Genomic DNA, 17,930 nt, shown 5'->3' on the forward strand with positions numbered 1-17,930 from the left:
CGTCGCCCCCGCCTCCACTGCCCAGCGCGTGCTCTCCGTCATCCCCCCGATGACGCAGCTGAACACGCCGTACCCCTCCACCGCCTACCTCACGGGCTTTCTGCGCTCGCGCGGCATGACGGCGGTGCAGGAAGACCTGGCGCTGGCCCTGGTGCTGCGCCTGCTCTCGCCCGAAGGGTTGAAGGCCGTGGCCGCCAAGGTGGATGCACTGCCCGCCAAAAAGCAGAGCCCCGCCGTGCAAAGTTTTGCGGCGCAAAAGGACCGTTACTTGGCCACCATCGGCCCCGCCATTGCCTTCTTGCAAGGCCGCGACAGCACGCTGGCCCACCGCATCGTGGGCCGCAACTACCTGCCCGAAGGTCCGCGTTTTGCCACACTCGACGTGTACGTGGACGACGAAGGTGGCGACCCGCTGGGCTGGGCTTTTGGTGCGCTGGGCCTGACCGACAAGGCCAAGCATCTGGCCACGCTGTATTTGAACGACCTGGCCGACGTGCTGCGTGACGCGGTGGACGAGCGCTTTGAGTTTGTGCGCTATGCCGAATCACTGGCGGGTAGCCAGCCCACGTTCGACCCATTGGCCAACGCACTCGCAGCGCCGCCCACGCTGGTCGATGAAATGCTGGAGCAGCTCACGCACGAGGCCATTGCCAAGCACCAGCCCACGGTGGTGCTGCTGTCGGTACCCTTCCCTGGCTCGGTGTACGCCGCGTTTCGCATCGCCCAGGCCATCAAGGCGCGGCACCCGCACATAGCCACCGTGCTGGGTGGCGGTTTTGTGAACACTGAGCTGCGCGAGCTGGCCGATCCGCGCGTGTTCGACCACTTCGACTACGTGACGCTGGATGCGGGCGAGCGCCCATTGCTGGCACTGCTGGAGCACCTGCGCGGCGAGCGCGGCCGCCAGCGGCTGGTGCGGACCTTTGTGCGCGGCGACGATGGCGCAGTGCAGTACATCAACATGATGGAAGCCGACATCGCCTTTGCCGAGGTGGGCACGCCCACCTGGGACGGCCTGCCGCTTCAGCGCTATCTGTCGCTGCTGGACATGCTCAACCCCATGCATCGCCTGTGGAGCGACGGGCGCTGGAACAAGCTCACCGTGGCACACGGCTGCTACTGGAAGAAATGCAGCTTCTGCGACGTGAGCCTGGACTACATCAGCCGCTACGAAGGCGCGAGCGCTGCCGTGCTGGCCGACCGCATCGAAGCCATCGTGCGCGAGACGGGGCAGACCGGCTTTCACTTTGTGGACGAGGCCGCACCGCCCAAGGCGCTCAAGGCCCTGGCCACGGAGCTGATTGCGCGCAACGCGGGCATCAGCTGGTGGGGCAATGTGCGGTTTGAAAAAACCTTCACCCCCGATCTGGCCGAGCTACTGGCCGACAGCGGCTGTATCGCCATCTCCGGCGGGCTGGAGGTGGCATCAGACCGGCTGCTCAAACTGATGAAAAAAGGCGTGTCGGTGGACCAGGTGGCGCGCGTGACCAAGGCGTTCACCGACGCCGGCATCCTGGTGCACGCGTACCTGATGTACGGCTTTCCCACCCAGACGGTGCAAGACACGGTGGACGCACTCGAATACGTGCGCCAGCTGTTCGCCAACGGCTGCATCCAGAGTGGTTTCTTCCACCGCTTTGCCTGCACCGTGCATTCCCCCGTGGGCCAAAACCCCGAGGAATACGGCGTGACGCTGGCCCCGCTGCCCCCGGGTGACTTTGCCAAGAACGACGTGGCCTTCATCGACGCCACGGGGGTGGACCACGACGCGCTGGGCGGCGCGCTGAAGAAGGCCATCTACAACTACATGCACGGCATCGGCCTGGAAGAGGACGTGCGCATGTGGTTCCCGTTCAAGGTGCCCAAGACCACGGTGCGGCGGGACCGGATCGAGCGCGCACTGCGCGAGCGGGGATGAACACAACGGGCGATGCGCCGGCTGCTTTCAAGCAAAAATAGCCGATAGCGCCGGTTAAATATGCACCGTCAGCTATCAAAAGTGAAGCAACCAGAATCCGATCAACGCTTTTGCTTCTGGTAAGCCTTGTCGGCCGGCGGCCCCCGGTCGGTGTCTTGCAACCCCCGCTGCACATCGCGGTAGGCCTGCTCGATGTGAGCGTCGGGTTTGCCATGGGTCATGTCCACCGACTCGTCACGCTCATGGGGCAGCTTGGGCTTTTCTTCCTTGGCGGCCGCAGGGCCCGCTTTCAACGGCCCCTGCGTGTGGGGGCCGGGGGCCTGGCGCTTGGTGGTGTCGACCGAAGGTTCGGGGCCGGTAGGGGCCGAAGTGGGTTCATCGGGGTCTGTGTTGTGGGGCATGGGGGTCTCCTGGGTTGGGACCGCAGCGGGTCACGTCCCATGGATCGTAAAAACGCCCCTGTCACCGTCTTGTAGGCACACAGGCCATCTACCAGAAGGGCGATGGAGATTGCGTGCATAAGCCCTTGACGCGATGGGCCCTCCAAGCCATGCGACACTACTGTATGTCTCAACAGGTGTGGGCCGCGCAGGCCCTTGAATCTTTCGATGCGGTGGTGCAGGCCACAGAGGGCTTTCGCAGCCGCGCTGGCCAGCGGCTGATGGCCGAGCAGGTGGCGCGCACGTTCAGCAGTGCCACGCTGGGCAAGGTGGATGAAGAAAGCGGTGAAGACGCACCCACGCGGTCCATCGCCGTGATCCAGGCGGGCACGGGCGTGGGCAAGTCGCTGGCGTATTGCGCACCCGCCATTGCGCTGGCGCTGTCGCGCGGCACGCGGGTGCTGATCTCTACCGCCACGGTGGCATTGCAGGAGCAGCTGGTCAACAAGGACCTGCCCGCGCTGGCCGCGCTGATGCCGCAGCCCTTCAAGTTTGCGCTGGCCAAGGGGCGCGGGCGCTATGTGTGCAAACTCAAGCTCGACCGCCTGGCGGGCACGGGCGAGGCCGAGGAAGAGGCCGACGACGACCTGTTTGCCGAGGAAGAAGCCGCCGCCCGCGCCAAGCGCCCCCGGCACGAGACCGAGGCGCGCATCCAGTTCTATTCCACGATGGCGCAGACGCTCGCTAAGGGCGCGTGGGATGGTGACCGCGACAGCCTCGATACACCGCCCGAGCCCGAGGTGTGGAGCCCCGTGGCGGCTGAGGGCGCATCGTGCACCGGCAAGCACTGCCCGGCCTTCAGCCAGTGCACCTACTACGACAAGCGCAAGGAGCTGGTGGGCGCGCAGGTGATTGTGGCCAACCATGATTTGCTGCTGTCGTCCCTGGGCGCACGCGTGCTGCCCGAGCTGGACAACTGCCTGCTGGTGCTGGACGAAGCCCATCACCTTCCCACCACGGCGCTGCAGCAATTTGCCTGCAGCATGGACCTGTCGCGCATCACCTGGATCGAGCGCCTTGCCAGCCGGGGCCTGCGCATTGGTGCGCTGCTGGAGGTCGAAGAGATTGCCGACATCCCCAAACACTCCGCCCAACTGCGGCAAACGCTGCAGGACCTGGCGCGCATCGTGATGGAGGTGTATGGCGAGCAGCTCAAGAGCCAGCCCAGCGCCTGGGGCCCGGCGCGCGTGCGCGTGCCCCGGGGCGAATTGCCCGAGCCGTTGATTGCCCCCCTGGGCCTGCTGGCCGCCAGTGCCGAAGGCTTCCTCGACGCGCTGCGCGCCATCAGCAAAGCCCTGCGTGCCGAGATGCGCGATAAGCCGGACGAGGCCAAGCGCCTGTCCACGCTGTACGCGCAGATCGGCATGCTGGCCCCGCGCCTGGAAGAGCTGCACGCCACGGCCCAGTTGCTGCTGCAGGATGCGCCCGAAGGGGCGGTGCCCGCCGCCAAATGGTTCACGCTGGAGGTGGATGGCGACTTCATTGTGGTCAAGGCGCACGCCAGCCCCATCCTACCCGGCACCACGCTGCGCAACCACCTGTGGAGCGCGGTGCGCGGTGCGGTGCTCACATCGGCCACGCTCACCAGCTGCGGGCACTTTGATTTCTTCTTGCGCGAGGCGGGTCTGCATGGCGATGAGGCCACCACCACGCTGGAAGTGCCCAGCCCCTTCAACTACGCTGCACAGGGCACGCTGATCGCCGCCGAGACGCGCGCCGACCCCAAGAACGCCGCGCAGTTCACCACCGAGATGGTCGATGCGCTTCTGCACGACATTGCCCGCGTGGAATACGGCGCGCTGGTGCTGTTCACCTCGCGCGAGCAGATGCGCCAGGCCGTGGATGCACTGCCCACCGCCATGCGCAGCGTGGTGCTGGTGCAGAACGCACTGCCGCGCACGCAACTGCTCAAGCGCCACCGCGAGCGGGTGGAGAACGGCGAGCCTTCGGTCATCTTCGGCATGCAGTCGTTTGGCGAGGGGCTGGATTTGCCGGGGCGGCTGTGCGAATCGGTGTTCATCACCAAACTGCCCTTTGCCCCGCCCGACGACCCGGTGGGCGAGGCCCGCGCCGAGTGGCTGCGCGCCGTGGGCCGCGACCCCTTCAGCGAACTGGTGGTGCCCGCCACCGCCATCCGCCTGGCGCAATGGGTGGGCCGCGCGATCCGCACCGAGGAAGACATGGCGCATGTGTACTGCTACGACAAGCGCCTGACGCGCACCAGCTACGGGCAGCGCCTGCTCAAAGGGCTGCCGCCGTTTGCGCTGGAGCAACGTGCGCCGCTGTGAAGCGGTGATACTTTGCCCCCTTCGATTCCATAACCACTACAACAACCCCAGAGAGGACCCCCATGCCCCACACCGTACCTGCCTGCCCCCAATGTGGCCTGGAAAACACCTACCCCGATGGCAGCAACTACGTGTGCCCCGACTGCGCGTTTGAATGGCCGCAAGTGGCCGATGCAGCAGACGCCGACGCCGATGCAGGCGACGGCATCGTGCGCGATGCGAATGGCAACCCACTGGCCGATGGCGACGCGGTGATCCTGGTGAAAGACCTCAAGGTCAAGGGCTCGTCGTCCACGCTCAAAAAGGGCACCAAGATCAAAAGCATCCGCCTGGTGGATGGTGCCGACGGCCACAACGTGGACTGCAAGACGGACCTGGGCAGCATGCTGCTCAAGTCAGAGTTTCTCAAGAAGGCCTGAGCGGCGCGGGGCGCAGCGCCCCTTGTCAGACAAGCACCCACAGGCATCGGCGCTGCACGCCGACGCCGGGGCGCAGGGAGGGTGCCTAGAGTGCATGAATGGCCGCGCAATCACCGGGATGGCGCGGACCCTTTCGACTCCCCACCCCCTGCTGGAGGCCCCATGCACACTGAATCCCCCGCCCACGAGACCCTGTGGAAGCTCATCAAGGACATCCGCTTTGGCATGCTCACGCACCGCACGTCCACGGGCATGCTGCACGCGCACCCGCTGACTACCCAGAACCGGCAGCTGGATGAGCAGGCCGAGCTGTACTTCTTCATCTCCCAGTCGGGCGAGCTGTACGAGCGCCTGCTGACCGACGGCGAAGTGAACGTGTCGTACGCCGACCCGGACGAAGACAGCTATGTGTCCGTGTCCGGCCAGGCGCGGTTTGTGGAGGACCGCGCGCTGAAGGAAGCCCTGTGGTCGCCCATGGCCAAGGCCTGGTTTCCGGGCGGTGTGTCCGACCCGGACCTGGCGCTGCTCGCAGTGCGCATCCGCCATGCCGAGTACTGGAATGTGGACGAAAGCAAGATGGTGCAGCTGTTCCAGATGGCCAAGGCTGCGATCACCGGGGAGCCCCCGCGCCACCTGGGCGAGCACAAGGAACTGACCTTGTCCTGAGCGGCGCGGAGCGACAGTGTGGGACCTGGTACGCCGCGCCCCCGCACCGGTTCCCGCACAGGATTTATCAGCTAAATCGGCCCGTAGCGCTAGTGCATCATGCCCTTGCAGCTACACAATCAATAGCACCCCCTTGACCGAAAGGCGCAGCCAGCGTTATCGCGGCGCATTGCGCGCCTTGCGATAACGCCGAGTGGCCTCGGCCACCATGGCGTCCTTGGGCAAGAGCTGAGTGCCGCCCACCCACAGCTCGGTCGGCGTGCCGCTGGCGTCGCGCACGCGGCGCACCGGCTGGCCCGGGCTGGCGTAGGCCGAGGCTTTATGCACCACACCGGTGTCGCGCCCAGTGACGACCAGCTCGGTGGTGGCCGCGGTGAAGGGCACGAACATGGCGGGCGCCACCTGGCACACCACCTTGCCCATGGGCACCAGGTCGCTGGCGCCCCACAGGCTCCACCAGCGCCCCGCCCAGGCGGCTTCCTTTTTGCCCGGCGCGCCATGCTGCTGGAACGCGAACAGGATGCTGGCAATGCCTTCCACCCATTCGGTGGACAAGCCGTCCTGCGCATTGGTGAGCACGGTCACCGTGAGGTCGAGCGCGGGGTAGCGCGCCGTGCGCGACAGGAACCCTTGCAGGCTGCCGGTGTGGCCCATCCATTCGCGCGGGCCCGGCGCGCTGAGCATGGTGCCCAGGCCGTAGTGGGACTCGAACAGGTTGCAGGGGTCGCGCCAGCGGCGCTGCGCCATCTCGCGGCGGCTGGCGGGTGACAGGATGCTGCGCGGACTGTCTGGCGCCAGCTGCGAAAAGAAGCGGGCCACATCCGACGCGGTGGACACAAACCCGGCCGCCGGGGCCATGGCGTCGCACCGGTTGTCGCCCGGCACGATCAGGCGCTGGCCGAACGGAAACTCGCTGCTGTGGCCCACGGCCAGGGGCGCGCGCCGGGGCAGGTGGGGCATGTCGGGCGCGGTCTCTTCCAGGCCTGCGGCGGCAATCACGTGGCGCTGCATCCAGGTGGCGTAGTCCGTGCCGGTCACCTGCTCCATCATCAGCCCCAGCAGGCCGTAGCCGTGGTTGGAATACTTGAGCTGCACGCCCGCCTCCAGCGGCGGCTTGGCGCGCAGGTCCGCCAGCAGCTCGGCACGCGAGAGATACGGCCGCCGGTCCAGAAACTGGCCGGCATCGGGGCCGTCGCGCGTCACGCCCGCGCTGTGCGACAGCAGCTCGCCAATGCGGGCGCGGGCCAGGTCCTTGTGCAGGCCATCGACATAGCGGCCAATGGGATCGTCCAGCCCGACCTGGCCCTGCTCGCGCAGCAGCATGACGCCCGCTGCCGTGAAGGTCTTGGAGTGCGAAGCAATGCGCAGGCGGTGCCGGGGCGTGAGGGGTTGGTGGGTGCGCATGTCGGCCACCCCCAACGCCAGCTCTGCCACGGTCTCGCCGCCGCGCGCAATGGCCACGGAACACCCGGGCTGGCGGTAGCGCTCCAGCTGCAAGTCCAGCCATTGCGGCAGATAGTCCAGCGCCGCGCGCAGCCAGGCCGGTGGGGTGGCGTTTTTCTTCATGGTGTGCTCGGCTCCATGCATCCAGAGAAGGAGTGGGGCAGTGTAGGCCACGCACTGGATAAGCACAGAGGCACACAGACACCCTGGGCGCACAGCATGGCCTGCGGGGCGGCGGCACAATCCTTCCTTTTTGCACGCCAGCCCATGTCCCCCATCGCCGTCATCGACTTTGAAACCACCGGCGTCTCGCCCGGCCAGGGCGCCCGTGCGACCGAGGTGGCCATCGTGCTGCTGGAGGGCGGCCAGGTGGTGGACCGGTTCCAGAGCCTGATGAAAACTGGGGTGTGGATTCCGTCGTTCATCACCCAGCTCACCGGCATCACCAACGCGATGGTGAACGCCGCACCCGACGCGGCGCAGGTGATGCAGGACGCCGCGCGCTTTGTGGGAGATGCGCCCATGGTGGCGCACAACGCGTCGTTCGACAGCAAGTTCTGGCAGGCCGAACTGGCCCTGGCGGGACTGCCCGCACCGCAGCCGTTTGCGTGCACGGTGCTGCTGTCGCGGCGCCTGTACCCCGAGGCGCCAAGCCACCAACTGGGCACGCTGGTGGACTACCATGGCCTGCCGCGCACGGGCCAGGCCCACCGGGCGCTGGCCGACGCCGAGATGGCTGCCGCGCTGCTCGCGCACATGCAGCACGACCTGCGCACGCGCTGGCGGGTGGCCGAGCCCAGCTACACACTGCTGCAAACGCTGCAGCGCTGCGCCAAGCCCAAGGTGGGGGCGCTGCTGGCGCAGCATGCGGGCGCCTGATCCAACCTGCCCGCTGGGGATGCCGCTGCTCAGCCACTATTGAATTGATAGCTGCTAGCGCATGTTTCACTGGCGCTTGCAGCACTTTTGACTTGAATCCAGGGCTGACGACCGTTCTCCAGAGCATGCGTCTAAAGGGCCGCGCAAGTCCCTCCGCAGCGGTTGCAATGGCCTGCTCTGCCGATAATCGATCAGGACTTGCACGACGGAGCTGTACCACCGCTGGCGCAGCCCCGCCTTCGTCCTCATAACCTGTTCACGACGACAACATGAAAGGCTTGGCCATGGGGTATCTGGTACTGGGACTGGTGCTGTTTCTGGGCGTGCACTCGGTGCGCATCGTGGCCGATGGCTGGCGCACGGAGACGCTGGCACGCATGGGCGAGATGCCGTGGAAGGGGCTGTATTCGCTGGTGTCGGCCGTGGGCCTGGCGCTCATCGTCTGGGGCTATGGCCTGGCGCGGCAGCAGCCCGTGGTGCTGTGGGTGCCGCCCATCGGCATGCGGCACGCCGCAGCGCTGCTGACGCTGATCGCCTTTGTGCTGCTGGCCGCCACCTATGTGCCGCGCAATGCGATCAAGGCCCGGCTGCACCACCCCATGGTGCTGGGCGTGAAGGTGTGGGCGCTGGCGCATTTGCTGTCCAACGGCAACCTGGCCGACGTGCTGCTGTTTGGCAGCTTTTTGCTGTGGGCCGTGCTGAGCTTTCGCGCCGCGCGCCAGCGCGACCGGGCGCAGGGCACCGTGTACGCAACGGGCAGCGCTGCGGGCACGGCAGCGGCTGTGGTGGTGGGCGCCGTGGCCTGGGCGGGCTTTGCGTTCTGGGCCCATGCGTGGCTGATCGGCGTGGCGCCGCTGGGGCGGTGATCGAACGCCGGGACGACCCGCAGCGCAAATGCCGGAGAATCCGCGCTTTGCGTTTTTTCCTTTCTCGCTGAGACCTCTATGACCGAAGCCACCACCCCCAACACCCCCGCCCAGCCGCCCCTGCCCGATCACCTGTCGGTCAACCCCCGCAGCCCGCACCACGTGGCCGCCGTGTTCGAGCACGACATCGGCATCCGCCTGAACGGCAAGGAGCGTTTTGATGTGGAGGAATACTGCATCAGCGAAGGCTGGGTGAAGGTGCCCGCCGGCAAGACGGTGGACCGCAAGGGCCAGCCGCTGCTCATCAAGATCAAGGGTACGGTCGAAGCGTTCTACAAGTGACCGCTGCACGGGCGGCTCGTCCGCTCGCCCCCGGCGTCTGGGTGATTCACTGCGATGGCAGCGCCTGGCCCAACCCCGGTCGCATGGGCCTGGGTGCGGTGCTGACGGGCCCCGACGGCACCGTGCAGCACCAGATCTCCGAAGCCACCACCTTCACCGGCTGCAACAACGAGGCCGAGTTGCGCGCGCTGATGTTGGCGCTGCAGTGGTTGGCGCAGCAGGGCATTGCAAGCTCAACCCCGGTGCACGTGTTCAGCGACAACAGTGTGCTGGTGGAGCAGTTGAGCGGCCACCCCAAGGCACCGATTGACCGGCTGGCAACGCTGTTTGACGAAGCACGCGAGGCACTGCGGCAGTTCCCGCAAGCCCACGTCCAGTGGATTCCCCGCCACCGCAACGGTGCAGCCGATACGCTGGCCCGCGCCGCCCTGGGGCTGGCGCCCAAGGCCGCCACGCCACAGGGGCAGACGCTCAAAAAGCACCGCAGGCACTGACCCCGCCGCCCGGCACTCCCCGTCACACCGGGTCGAGCCCCGCCGCCGCACGGTAGGCCTGGATGCGCGGCAACACCGCCTGGCGACGGGCGATGCTTTGCGCAGGCCACAGCCCTTCGCGTTCGTAATATTCCTCCACGGCGGGTGTCCCTGGCGGCAGCACCACCCAGGGCTGTTTGGAGGCCGTGAAGATGTGGATGTCGGGCGGCAGGTGGTCCGGCACATCCAGCGTGCCCACGCGCACAAAGGCCATGACGGGCCCCGCGCCTGCGTAGTGGCTCCAGACCGCTACCTGGCAGTGCGGGCAGCGCGCAATCTGCTGGCCCAGGCCGCTTTCTGACGGGGTGTGCACCATCGCCGGGATGCCAGCGAGCAGCTCCACGCGGTCGGTCTCGATCATCGCGTTCAGCGCAAAGGCCGCGCCGCTTTCGCGCTGGCACCAGCGGCAGTGGCAACAGTGCACAAACAGCGGAGGCGTGAGCAGGCGGTAACGCACATGGCGACAGGTGCAGCCGCCTTCCAGTGGATATCCAGGCACAGGATGGGGCATGAGGAGTGTCCTTGCAGCGGGGTGAGAGTGTGCGCAACACCGGCCTTCAGCCGCAGGCACGGGCCAGCAGCAGCGCCTTTTCCTGCGCGTTGCGGGTGAGGCTGGCTGCGCGCTCGAACTCCGCACGCGCCTCGGCCCCCCGGCCCAGCTTGGCCAGCAGGTCGCCGCGCACGCTGGGCAGCCAGTGGTAGTGGCGCAGTGTGGGGTCGCCCGCCAGCGCATCGACCAGCGCCAGCGCGGCTGCGGGCCCTTCAGCCATGCTCACGGCCACGGCGCGGTTGAGCGCTACGACGGGCGAAGGCGCCACCTGCAGCAGTGCGTCGTACAGCGCCACGATGTGGGGCCAGTCCGTGTCTTGCGCCTGCCGGGCGCGTGCGTGGCAGGCGGCGATGGCGCCCTGCAGCGCATACGGCCCCCAGGGCTTGCCGGTGCGCGCGAGCTGTTCGGCCTTGTCCAGCGCCGCCAGGCCCCGGCGCACCAGCAGGTGGTCCCAGCGCGCGCGGTCCTGGTCCATGAGCAGCACGGGCTGGCCCTGCGCATCGGTGCGCGCGGGCAGGCGTGAGGCCTGGATTTCGAGCAGCGCCACCAGGCCTTGCACTTCGGGCTCGTCGGGCGCCAGGCTGGCCAGCACCCGCGCCAGGCGCTGGGCCTCGCCACACAGTGCGGGGCGCATCCAGTCGTCGCCCGCCGTGGCGGCATAACCTTCGTTGAAGACCAGGTAGATCACCTCCAGCACCGAGGCCAGGCGCGGCGCACGCTCGGCCGCGCCGGGCACTTCAAACGGCACCTGCGCGGCCGTGAGGCTGCGCTTGGCGCGCACGATGCGCTGGGCCACGGTGGGCTCGGGCACCAGAAAGGCGCGTGCAATCTCGGCCGTGGTGAGGCCGCCCAGCAGCCGCAGCGTGAGGGCCACACGCGCCTCGGTGGGCAGCACGGGGTGGCAGGCGGTAAAGATGAGGCGCAGCAGGTCGTCGCCGATGTCGTCCTGCTCGGCATGCATCAGGGTGTCCACCACATCGGGCGCGTACTGCGCCTCGAGCGCTTCGAGGTCGTGGCCCAGGGCCTCGTGCTCGCGCTGGTGCAGGGCCTGCTGGCGCAGGTGGTCGATGGCGCGGCGCTTGGCGGTGGTCATGAGCCAGGCGGCCGGGTTGGCGGGCAGGCCGTCTTGGGGCCAATGCTCCAGCGCGGCCACCAGGGCGTCTTGGGCCAGCTCCTCGGCCCGGCCCACGTCGCGGGTCATGCGCGCCACGCTGGCAATGATGCGTGCAGCCTCGATGCGCCACACCGAGTCAATGCTGCGGTGCAGGGCATCGCGGTCGGGCAGGGCGGGCGCGCTCACCGGCCGTCAGCCCAGGGCTTGGCTGGCGTCCACCATGTGCACAAACTCCCAGGTGTGGCCGTCCAGGTCGTCAAAGCTGCGCGAGTACATGAAGCCCAGGTCCTGCGCCGGGCGCGGCGTGGTGGCGCCTGCGGCCACGGCCTTGTCCACCAGGGCATCAACCTCTTCCCGGCTGCTGCACGAGAAGCACACCAGCACCTCCGACGTGGTGCGTGCGTCGGCAATCGTTTTGTCGGTGAAGGTTTGGTAGAAGCTCTTGACGAGCAGCATCACGAAGAGGTTCTCACCCACCACCAGGCAGGCGCCCTGGTCGTTGGTGAACTGGGGGTTGAACTCGTAGCCCAGCGCGCGAAAGAACGCCTGCGAGCGGGCCATGTTGTCGATGGGCAGGTTCACGAAAATCTGTGCATGCATGACGACTCTCCAGAAGGGTGATGACGGTAAAGGGAAACGACGGGTTTGGCAAAGGTGAAGCAGCGGTGGCACGCGTTCATGGGGCGGGCTTCTGCGCCACGGCCTGCAGGTTGGCCAGGCCCTCCTCAAAGTCCTGTCCCACCATGCGGTCCATGTTGAACACCAGGTGGGCGATCTTGGCCAGGTAGGGCACGGGGCCCTGCATGGCCCAAGTCACGCGCGTGGCCCCTGCACCTTCGGGCTGAAGGGTGAATTCCACCTGGTTGTGCGCTTCAAAGGGCTTCACAAAGTCGAGCTTCATGCCCACGCGGCGGGGCGCAGTGGCCTCGACGATCTCCATGCTGCCCACGCCCACCTTGTCGCTCTGCCAGGCGTAGCGTGCGCCAGGGCCGCGGGTGGCGGCGCTGTACTGGCCCTGGATGGCCGGGTCCTTGCGTTCATACGGGTTCCAGGTGTTGAACTGGCGCAGGTCGTGGATGAGGCCGAATACGCGCTCGGGCGGGGCCGAAATGACGCGGCTGCGTTCCACGCGAAAGGTGTCGGGGCGGGTGGCGGCAAACGCCAGCAGCAGCGCCAGGGCCGCCAGCAACACGAGGACGATGGTTTTGACCATGGGGATGTCCTTCACGCCGCGCATCAGCCGCGCAGGGTTTCGAGGTCGCGGAACTGCTCGACGCCATCCACGCCGGCAAAGTCTTCCATTTCGTACAGCTGTCGCACCTCGATCTCGGCCTCCAGGCCCTCGCCGCGTGGATTGGGAAAGCGGCGGGTCCATTCCAGCGCCTCGTCGCGGCTGCGCACCTGGATGAGTGTGTAGCCCGCGATCAGCTCCTTGGTCTCGGTGAACGGGCCGTCGGTGACGGTGCGCGTGCCGCTGGCGGCATAGCCCACGCGCCAGCCCTTGGCGGAGGGCTGCAGGCCACTGGCGTCCAGCAGCACGCCGGCGCGTGCCAGTTCTTCGTGGTAGCGGGCCATCGCCGTCATCAGGGCTGCGGTCGGCATGCAGCCTTGTTCGGATTCAGCGGTGGCCTGGATGATGATCATGAAGCGCATGGGGTTCTCCTCGGGGTAGTTAAAAAATTCGGAAGCGCCAACGGTCCTTGCCAGGTGCTTCACTGTGACGACGAATGGGAGCGCCCGAAATCGACATCCCGATGGGCAAGCCCATGTAAAAAAAGGGTTAACACCTATCCCGGGCGGTGGGCGCGCGGGGCGGGTGAGGGGCCGCCATAGGGAGACTACTGAGCGCCCGCACTGGGTTTTGCAACCCCTGGTCGATACAATTTGTAAAGATTGATTCATCGATCCTGAGACTTCACCTTCCCTTGCCCCCTGCCAGCGGAGTCCCCAAGGGGGACCACCGCCAGCCCCACGCAGTGCCTTTGCCATGAAACGAGGATCGACCGGTCGACGACGGCCGTACCGCCCAGGGGTGGTCTTGGGGCTGTGCGCTGGCATGGCGGCAGCCCACGCGCAGTCCGACATCGCTGCCATGGCCGACCTGCCGCTGGAGCAACTCATGCAGATGCAGGTCACCACGGCCAGCCGCTATGAGCAGACGGCCCTGGAAGCCCCGGCGGCCGTGAGCGTGGTGACCGCCGATGACATCCAGCTGTTTGGCTACCGCACACTGGCCGACGTGCTGGCCAGCATGCGCGGGCTGTATGTGTCGTACGACCGTAGCTACCACTACCTGGGCACACGGGGTTTTGCCACGCCGGGCGACTACAACACGCGGGTGCTGTTGCTGGTCAACGGGCTGCGCTTTAACGACAACCTCTACGACCAAGCCAGCATCGGTACGGACTTTCCCATCGACCTGGACCTGGTGGAGCGGGTGGAGTTTGTGCCCGGTCCGGGGTCGGCGGTGTATGGGGCCAATGCCTTTTTTGGCGTGGTCAATGTCATCACCCGCGATGGGCGCCAGCTGGGCGGGCCCCAGGTCAGTGCCGAGGCCGGCAGCCATGGCCACGCCAAGCTGCGCTTCTCTGTCGGCGCTACGGATGCACAGGGAGGGGACTGGCTGATCGCAGCCACGCGCTCCACCGCACGCGGGGCCGACCAGTACTACCCCGCGTTCGATGCGCCCGCCAGCCACCAGGGCGTGGCGCACGGCCTGGACTATGACCGCAGCACGCAGCTGTTCGCCCGCATGCGGCGCGATGGGCTGACGCTGACACTGGCCCATGGCGAGCGCACCAAGGGCATCCCGACGGCAGCGTTTTCGCAGGTTTTCAACGACCCGCGCTCGCGGTACATCGACACCAGCACGCGCATGGCTGCCGAATACACCGCGCAATGGCAGCCCACGCTGGCCTTCACTGCGCGCCTGCATGCAGGGCGCTACCAGTACGTGGGCGACTACGTGTACGACTACCCGCCCGTGACGGTGAACCGCGACGTCGGCACCGGCCAGTGGTGGGGCACAGAGTGGCAGTGGGTGAGCACGGCCTTCGCGCAGCACAAGCTGTCCTGGGGGCTGGACTACCGGCGCGATACCCGCATCGCACAGCGCAATGACGACCTGGACCCACCGGCGCAGTACCTCGATACACGCCGCAAAGGCAATGTGCTGGGGGTCTATGTGCAGGATGAGTTTGCGCTGCGCCCCAACCTCACGCTGCACACCGGCCTGCGCTGGGGACAGCAGTCGGGCAGCGCGGGCGCCTTGCACCCCCGCTTGGGGCTGGTGTACTGGTGGGACGCTGCCACCGCCGTCAAGCTGCTGCACGGCACCGCCTACCGCCCGGCCAATGCCTACGAGCGCGACTACCGCGTGAACCTGCCCGGCGGTGTGGTGGATACCACCAACATCCGGTCCGAGCGTGTGCGCACCACCGAACTGGCCGTGGAGCATGCACCGACCGGGGCCACGCGCCTGCTGCTGACGGCGTTCCGGTCGGGGGTGAGCGACCTGATCTCGCTGGACAGCCTGGGCCACTCAGACCGCCTCACGTTCAACAACACCCGCACCGTCAAAGTGCATGGCCTGGAGGCCGAGGCCGAACAACGCTGGGCGGGCGGGCGGCGCCTGCGTGTGGCCTACGGATGGCAAAAGGCGCGGGACCCGTCAACGGACGCAGCGCTGACCAACTCGCCCCGGCACCTGCTCAAGCTCCAGTGGTCCGACGTATTGCACACGCCTGCGAACTGGGGCTGGAACCCGGGCCGCTACGCCATCGAGGCCATCGGCATCGGCCCGCGCAACACCGTGCTCAACGCCCGCCTGCCCGGGCATGTGCTGACCCATCTGACCTATTCCACGCGGATCGCGGACGTGGATGTATCGCTGGGGGTGTACAACTTGTTCAACCGCCGATATTCCGACCCCGCTTCGTTTGAGGTGCGGGAAGACGCGCTCCGGCAGGACGGGCGCACGTATCGCGTCAAGCTGACCTACGCGTTCTGAGCCATGGCCAACACCCAGCGATGGCATGCACTGCTGGCGATCTGCCTGTGGTGGGTGTGCGGGTTGGGCACCAGTGCAGCGCATGCCAATGAGCCCGTGGCCGACCTGGACCTCAAGGCCGCCTATATCTTCAACTTCATCCAGTTCATCGACTGGCCCGACAGCGATGGTGCGCCCGGCAATGACGTCACGGTGTGTGTATCTGCGTTCAGCCCGCTCAAGCGCGCCTTGACAGCCCTTGATGGCAAACAGGCCACCAAGGGCCGCACCGTCCGCGTGCGCTTGCTGGATCTGCCGGCGATTCGTGGCTGCCGCGTGCTCATCGTCCACAACGCGGAAGTGGAACCTGTTCTGCGGCTGCTGCGGACCCTGCCTCCATCCCACGGCATCCTCACGGTGTCGGACGAAATCACCTTTGTGAATCCCGAAATCGTCATCGCCCTGGCCCAGCAGGAAGGACGTGTGGTGTTCGGCATCAGCCCCGACGCCGCCAACAAGGCCGGCCTCGTCATCAGCTCACGGCTGCTGCGGCTGGCCAGGGGAGGCCGGTGAAAACACGCCCCTCTGAAGCCGGCACCGCAGCGCCCGCAAGCCCGGCGACACATCGCCTGCTGTCATCGCGCCTGGTAGTCACCGGCATCCTTGCCGCAGGCATGGCGCTACTGACCGTGGTGCTGGCGCTCACCGGCGTGGACTACTGGAGCACCCGCGCGTCCATGCTGCAAGACAGCCGGGTGGAAGCTGCCATCGTGGCCGACAACATCTCGGCGGCCGTGGTGTTCCGCGACACCAGCACCGCCAACGAAATGCTGGGCGCGCTGCGGTCATCGTCCATGGTGATCAGCGCCACGGTGTACGACAAGGATGGCGTGCTGTTCGCCCACTACGCGCGCGACCGCGACCCGGACTTTCCCACCACGCTGCGTGCCACGGGCTTGGATGGCGCCGCAGAGCGCGCAGGCTGGCACATGCTGGAGATCGCCAGGCCCATCGAGGCGTCTGGCAACACCTGGGGCACGCTATACATCCGAAAGTCGATGGCGGCCTTGTACATGCGCCTGGGCATCCGGTTTGGCACTGCCTTGCTGATCGCCATCTGCGTGATGGCCATGGCCACCGCCATGGTGCTGCGCAGCCGCGCCGCAGTGCGCGATGCCGAAAACCGCCTGCATGAGCTGGCCCACACCGACGCGGTCACCGGCATGGGCAACCGGCATGCATTCAACGAGAAACTGGCCGCCGAGCTGCAGGGCGCACGTGGCGCAGGCTACCGGGTGGCGCTGGTGTACATCGACCTGGACAACTTCAAAACAGTCAACGACACCTTCGGCCATGCGGCGGGAGACGGGCTGCTGCGCCAGGTGGCCAAGCGCCTGCAATCTGTGGTGCGCAGCACCGACACCATCTCGCGCCTGGGCGGGGACGAATTTGCGCTCATCCTGCGGCTGGACATGGATGATGCAGCGCTGGAGAAATACGCACAACGCATCGTCAGCGTTTTCCAGGCCGCTTACACCGAGGTCGGCCAGCAGGTGAATGTGACCTGCAGCGCAGGCATTGCCACGTTTCCGGACGATGCGATGGACATGGACGCGCTGGTGAGCAATGCCGACACCGCCATGTACCGCGCCAAGGAGATGGGCAAGAACCGCTGCGTGCGGTTTGATGCGTCGATGAACCTGGCGGTGGTGCGGCGCCAGGCCATTGAGCAGGCGCTGCGAGCCGAGCTGGAGCAGGGCACCGGTTTGGCACTGCACTACCAGCCCGTGTTCGCCGCCAATGACCAATCAATGGTGGGCGCGGAGGCGCTGCTGCGGTGGACGCACGCGGAGCTGGGGTCCGTGTCGCCGCTCGAAGCCGTGTCGGTGGCCGAAGACTGCGGACTCATTGCCCCGCTGGGCTACTGGGTGATGCGCACCGCCTGCCGCGACGCCGCGCAGTGGAAGGGTGGCAAGTCTCTGCGCGTGGCCGTGAACATCTCGGCACGGCAGCTGGGCGACCCGCAGTTTCTGGAACGCGTGATGGACATCCTGCGTGAAGAAGGCCTGCCCGCGCACCTGCTGGAGATCGAGCTGACCGAAACCGTGCTGATGGAAAACATGGAGGCCGGCGCCCACACGCTGCACCGGTTGAGCCAGCTGGGTATTCACCTGGCCATCGATGACTTCGGCACCGGCTACTCATCACTGGCGTACCTGCGCCAGTTGCCCATGCGGCGCTTGAAGATCGACCGCAGCTTTGTCAAAGATTTGCCAGGGCAGGAGCACAGCCGCGCCATCGTCACAGCCATCGTCGCACTGGCACACAGCCTGGGTCTGCAGGTGACCGCCGAGGGCGTGGAAACGCAGGAGCAGGCCGACTACCTGGTGCGGCAAGGCTGCGATGTGCTGCAGGGCTATGTGTTTGCACGCCCCATGCCTGCGCCGCAGTTTCTGGCGCTGCAGGCGAGTGCATCAGCTTGAT

18 protein-coding genes are annotated in these 17,930 nt (G+C 67.0%); 11 read left to right on the top strand and 7 right to left on the bottom strand.

Going from position 1 to position 17,930, the window contains the following annotated elements:
* The first annotated feature begins 49 nt into the window (after window positions 1-49).
* On the top strand, window positions 50-1,918 hold the full coding sequence (locus ACODSU_RS01790) for a B12-binding domain-containing radical SAM protein (protein ID WP_488839954.1): 1,869 nt from the start codon (window positions 50-52) through the stop codon (window positions 1,916-1,918).
* A gap of 101 nt (window positions 1,919-2,019) precedes the next feature.
* On the opposite strand, the gene ACODSU_RS01795 is transcribed toward ACODSU_RS01790, so the two are convergent.
* A complete protein-coding gene (locus tag ACODSU_RS01795; RefSeq protein WP_343734070.1) occupies window positions 2,020-2,319 on the bottom strand; it encodes a hypothetical protein in 300 nt (99 codons plus the stop codon).
* Between the two features lie 164 nt (window positions 2,320-2,483).
* On the opposite strand from ACODSU_RS01795, the gene dinG reads away from it, so the two are divergent.
* The 3 genes from dinG (at window position 2,484) to ACODSU_RS01810 (ending at window position 5,731) form a co-directional block, all read left to right on the top strand.
* Entirely contained in the window at window positions 2,484-4,646 is a 2,163-nt protein-coding gene (gene dinG, locus ACODSU_RS01800) for an ATP-dependent DNA helicase DinG (protein ID WP_488839616.1), read from the top strand.
* Between the two features lie 62 nt (window positions 4,647-4,708).
* Complete coding sequence (locus tag ACODSU_RS01805; RefSeq protein ID WP_295940946.1) at window positions 4,709-5,065, top strand: zinc ribbon domain-containing protein YjdM; 357 nt, start codon at window positions 4,709-4,711, stop codon at window positions 5,063-5,065.
* Window positions 5,066-5,227: 162 nt separating this feature from the next.
* Complete coding sequence (locus ACODSU_RS01810; RefSeq protein ID WP_015011857.1) at window positions 5,228-5,731, top strand: pyridoxamine 5'-phosphate oxidase family protein; 504 nt, start codon at window positions 5,228-5,230, stop codon at window positions 5,729-5,731.
* A gap of 156 nt (window positions 5,732-5,887) precedes the next feature.
* Here the strand turns inward: ACODSU_RS01810 and ACODSU_RS01815 are convergent, their stop codons facing one another.
* Window positions 5,888-7,297, bottom strand: coding sequence for a serine hydrolase domain-containing protein (locus tag ACODSU_RS01815; RefSeq protein ID WP_488839618.1), 1,410 nt, complete (start codon window positions 7,295-7,297; stop codon window positions 5,888-5,890).
* 144 nt (window positions 7,298-7,441) lie between these two features.
* Here ACODSU_RS01815 and ACODSU_RS01820 point away from each other — a divergent pair, with 144 nt between their 5' ends.
* The 4 genes from ACODSU_RS01820 to ACODSU_RS01835 all read left to right on the top strand — a co-directional run bounded on the left by ACODSU_RS01820 (window position 7,442) and on the right by ACODSU_RS01835 (window position 9,755).
* On the top strand, window positions 7,442-8,053 hold the full coding sequence (locus tag ACODSU_RS01820; RefSeq protein ID WP_488839620.1) for a 3'-5' exonuclease: 612 nt from the start codon (window positions 7,442-7,444) through the stop codon (window positions 8,051-8,053).
* Window positions 8,054-8,337: 284 nt separating this feature from the next.
* Window positions 8,338-8,919, top strand: a complete 582-nt coding sequence (locus ACODSU_RS01825) for an NnrU family protein (RefSeq protein WP_488839956.1) — start codon at window positions 8,338-8,340, stop codon at window positions 8,917-8,919.
* A 78-nt stretch (window positions 8,920-8,997) separates the two neighbouring features.
* Window positions 8,998-9,261: a DUF3297 family protein gene (locus ACODSU_RS01830; RefSeq protein ID WP_056742544.1), complete on the top strand. Its 264-nt coding sequence runs from the start codon at window positions 8,998-9,000 to the stop codon at window positions 9,259-9,261.
* A complete protein-coding gene (locus ACODSU_RS01835) occupies window positions 9,258-9,755 on the top strand; it encodes a ribonuclease HI family protein (protein ID WP_488839622.1) in 498 nt (165 codons plus the stop codon). The genes ACODSU_RS01830 and ACODSU_RS01835 overlap by 4 nt, the downstream gene beginning before the upstream one ends.
* A gap of 22 nt (window positions 9,756-9,777) precedes the next feature.
* Here the strand turns inward: ACODSU_RS01835 and ACODSU_RS01840 are convergent, their stop codons facing one another.
* The 5 genes from ACODSU_RS01840 to ACODSU_RS01860 all read right to left on the bottom strand — a co-directional run bounded on the left by ACODSU_RS01840 (window position 9,778) and on the right by ACODSU_RS01860 (window position 13,111).
* Window positions 9,778-10,305, bottom strand: coding sequence for a GFA family protein (locus ACODSU_RS01840; protein ID WP_488839624.1), 528 nt, complete (start codon window positions 10,303-10,305; stop codon window positions 9,778-9,780).
* Between the two features lie 46 nt (window positions 10,306-10,351).
* Complete coding sequence (locus ACODSU_RS01845; protein WP_488839626.1) at window positions 10,352-11,644, bottom strand: RNA polymerase sigma factor; 1,293 nt, start codon at window positions 11,642-11,644, stop codon at window positions 10,352-10,354.
* Between the two features lie 6 nt (window positions 11,645-11,650).
* On the bottom strand, window positions 11,651-12,058 hold the full coding sequence (locus tag ACODSU_RS01850; protein ID WP_015011867.1) for a VOC family protein: 408 nt from the start codon (window positions 12,056-12,058) through the stop codon (window positions 11,651-11,653).
* Window positions 12,059-12,134: 76 nt separating this feature from the next.
* Complete coding sequence (locus tag ACODSU_RS01855) at window positions 12,135-12,671, bottom strand: SRPBCC family protein (RefSeq protein WP_043565848.1); 537 nt, start codon at window positions 12,669-12,671, stop codon at window positions 12,135-12,137.
* A 23-nt stretch (window positions 12,672-12,694) separates the two neighbouring features.
* Entirely contained in the window at window positions 12,695-13,111 is a 417-nt protein-coding gene (locus ACODSU_RS01860; RefSeq protein ID WP_209816697.1) for a YciI family protein, read from the bottom strand.
* 403 nt (window positions 13,112-13,514) lie between these two features.
* On the opposite strand from ACODSU_RS01860, the gene ACODSU_RS01865 reads away from it, so the two are divergent.
* Genes ACODSU_RS01865 through ACODSU_RS01875 form a run of 3 tightly spaced genes read left to right on the top strand, consistent with a single transcriptional unit; the run spans window position 13,515 to window position 17,929 of the window.
* Complete coding sequence (locus ACODSU_RS01865) at window positions 13,515-15,467, top strand: TonB-dependent receptor plug domain-containing protein (RefSeq protein WP_488839629.1); 1,953 nt, start codon at window positions 13,515-13,517, stop codon at window positions 15,465-15,467.
* A 3-nt stretch (window positions 15,468-15,470) separates the two neighbouring features.
* Window positions 15,471-16,019 carry a YfiR family protein gene (locus ACODSU_RS01870; protein WP_209816696.1) on the top strand — a complete coding sequence of 183 codons (549 nt, stop codon included), beginning with the start codon at window positions 15,471-15,473 and terminating at the stop codon, window positions 16,017-16,019.
* Complete coding sequence (locus tag ACODSU_RS01875; RefSeq protein ID WP_488839631.1) at window positions 16,016-17,929, top strand: putative bifunctional diguanylate cyclase/phosphodiesterase; 1,914 nt, start codon at window positions 16,016-16,018, stop codon at window positions 17,927-17,929. Before ACODSU_RS01870 ends, ACODSU_RS01875 begins: the two co-directional genes overlap by 4 nt.
* Window position 17,930 lies beyond the last annotated feature (1 nt).

The sequence above is a fragment of the Acidovorax sp. FG48 genome, assembly GCF_057809085.1.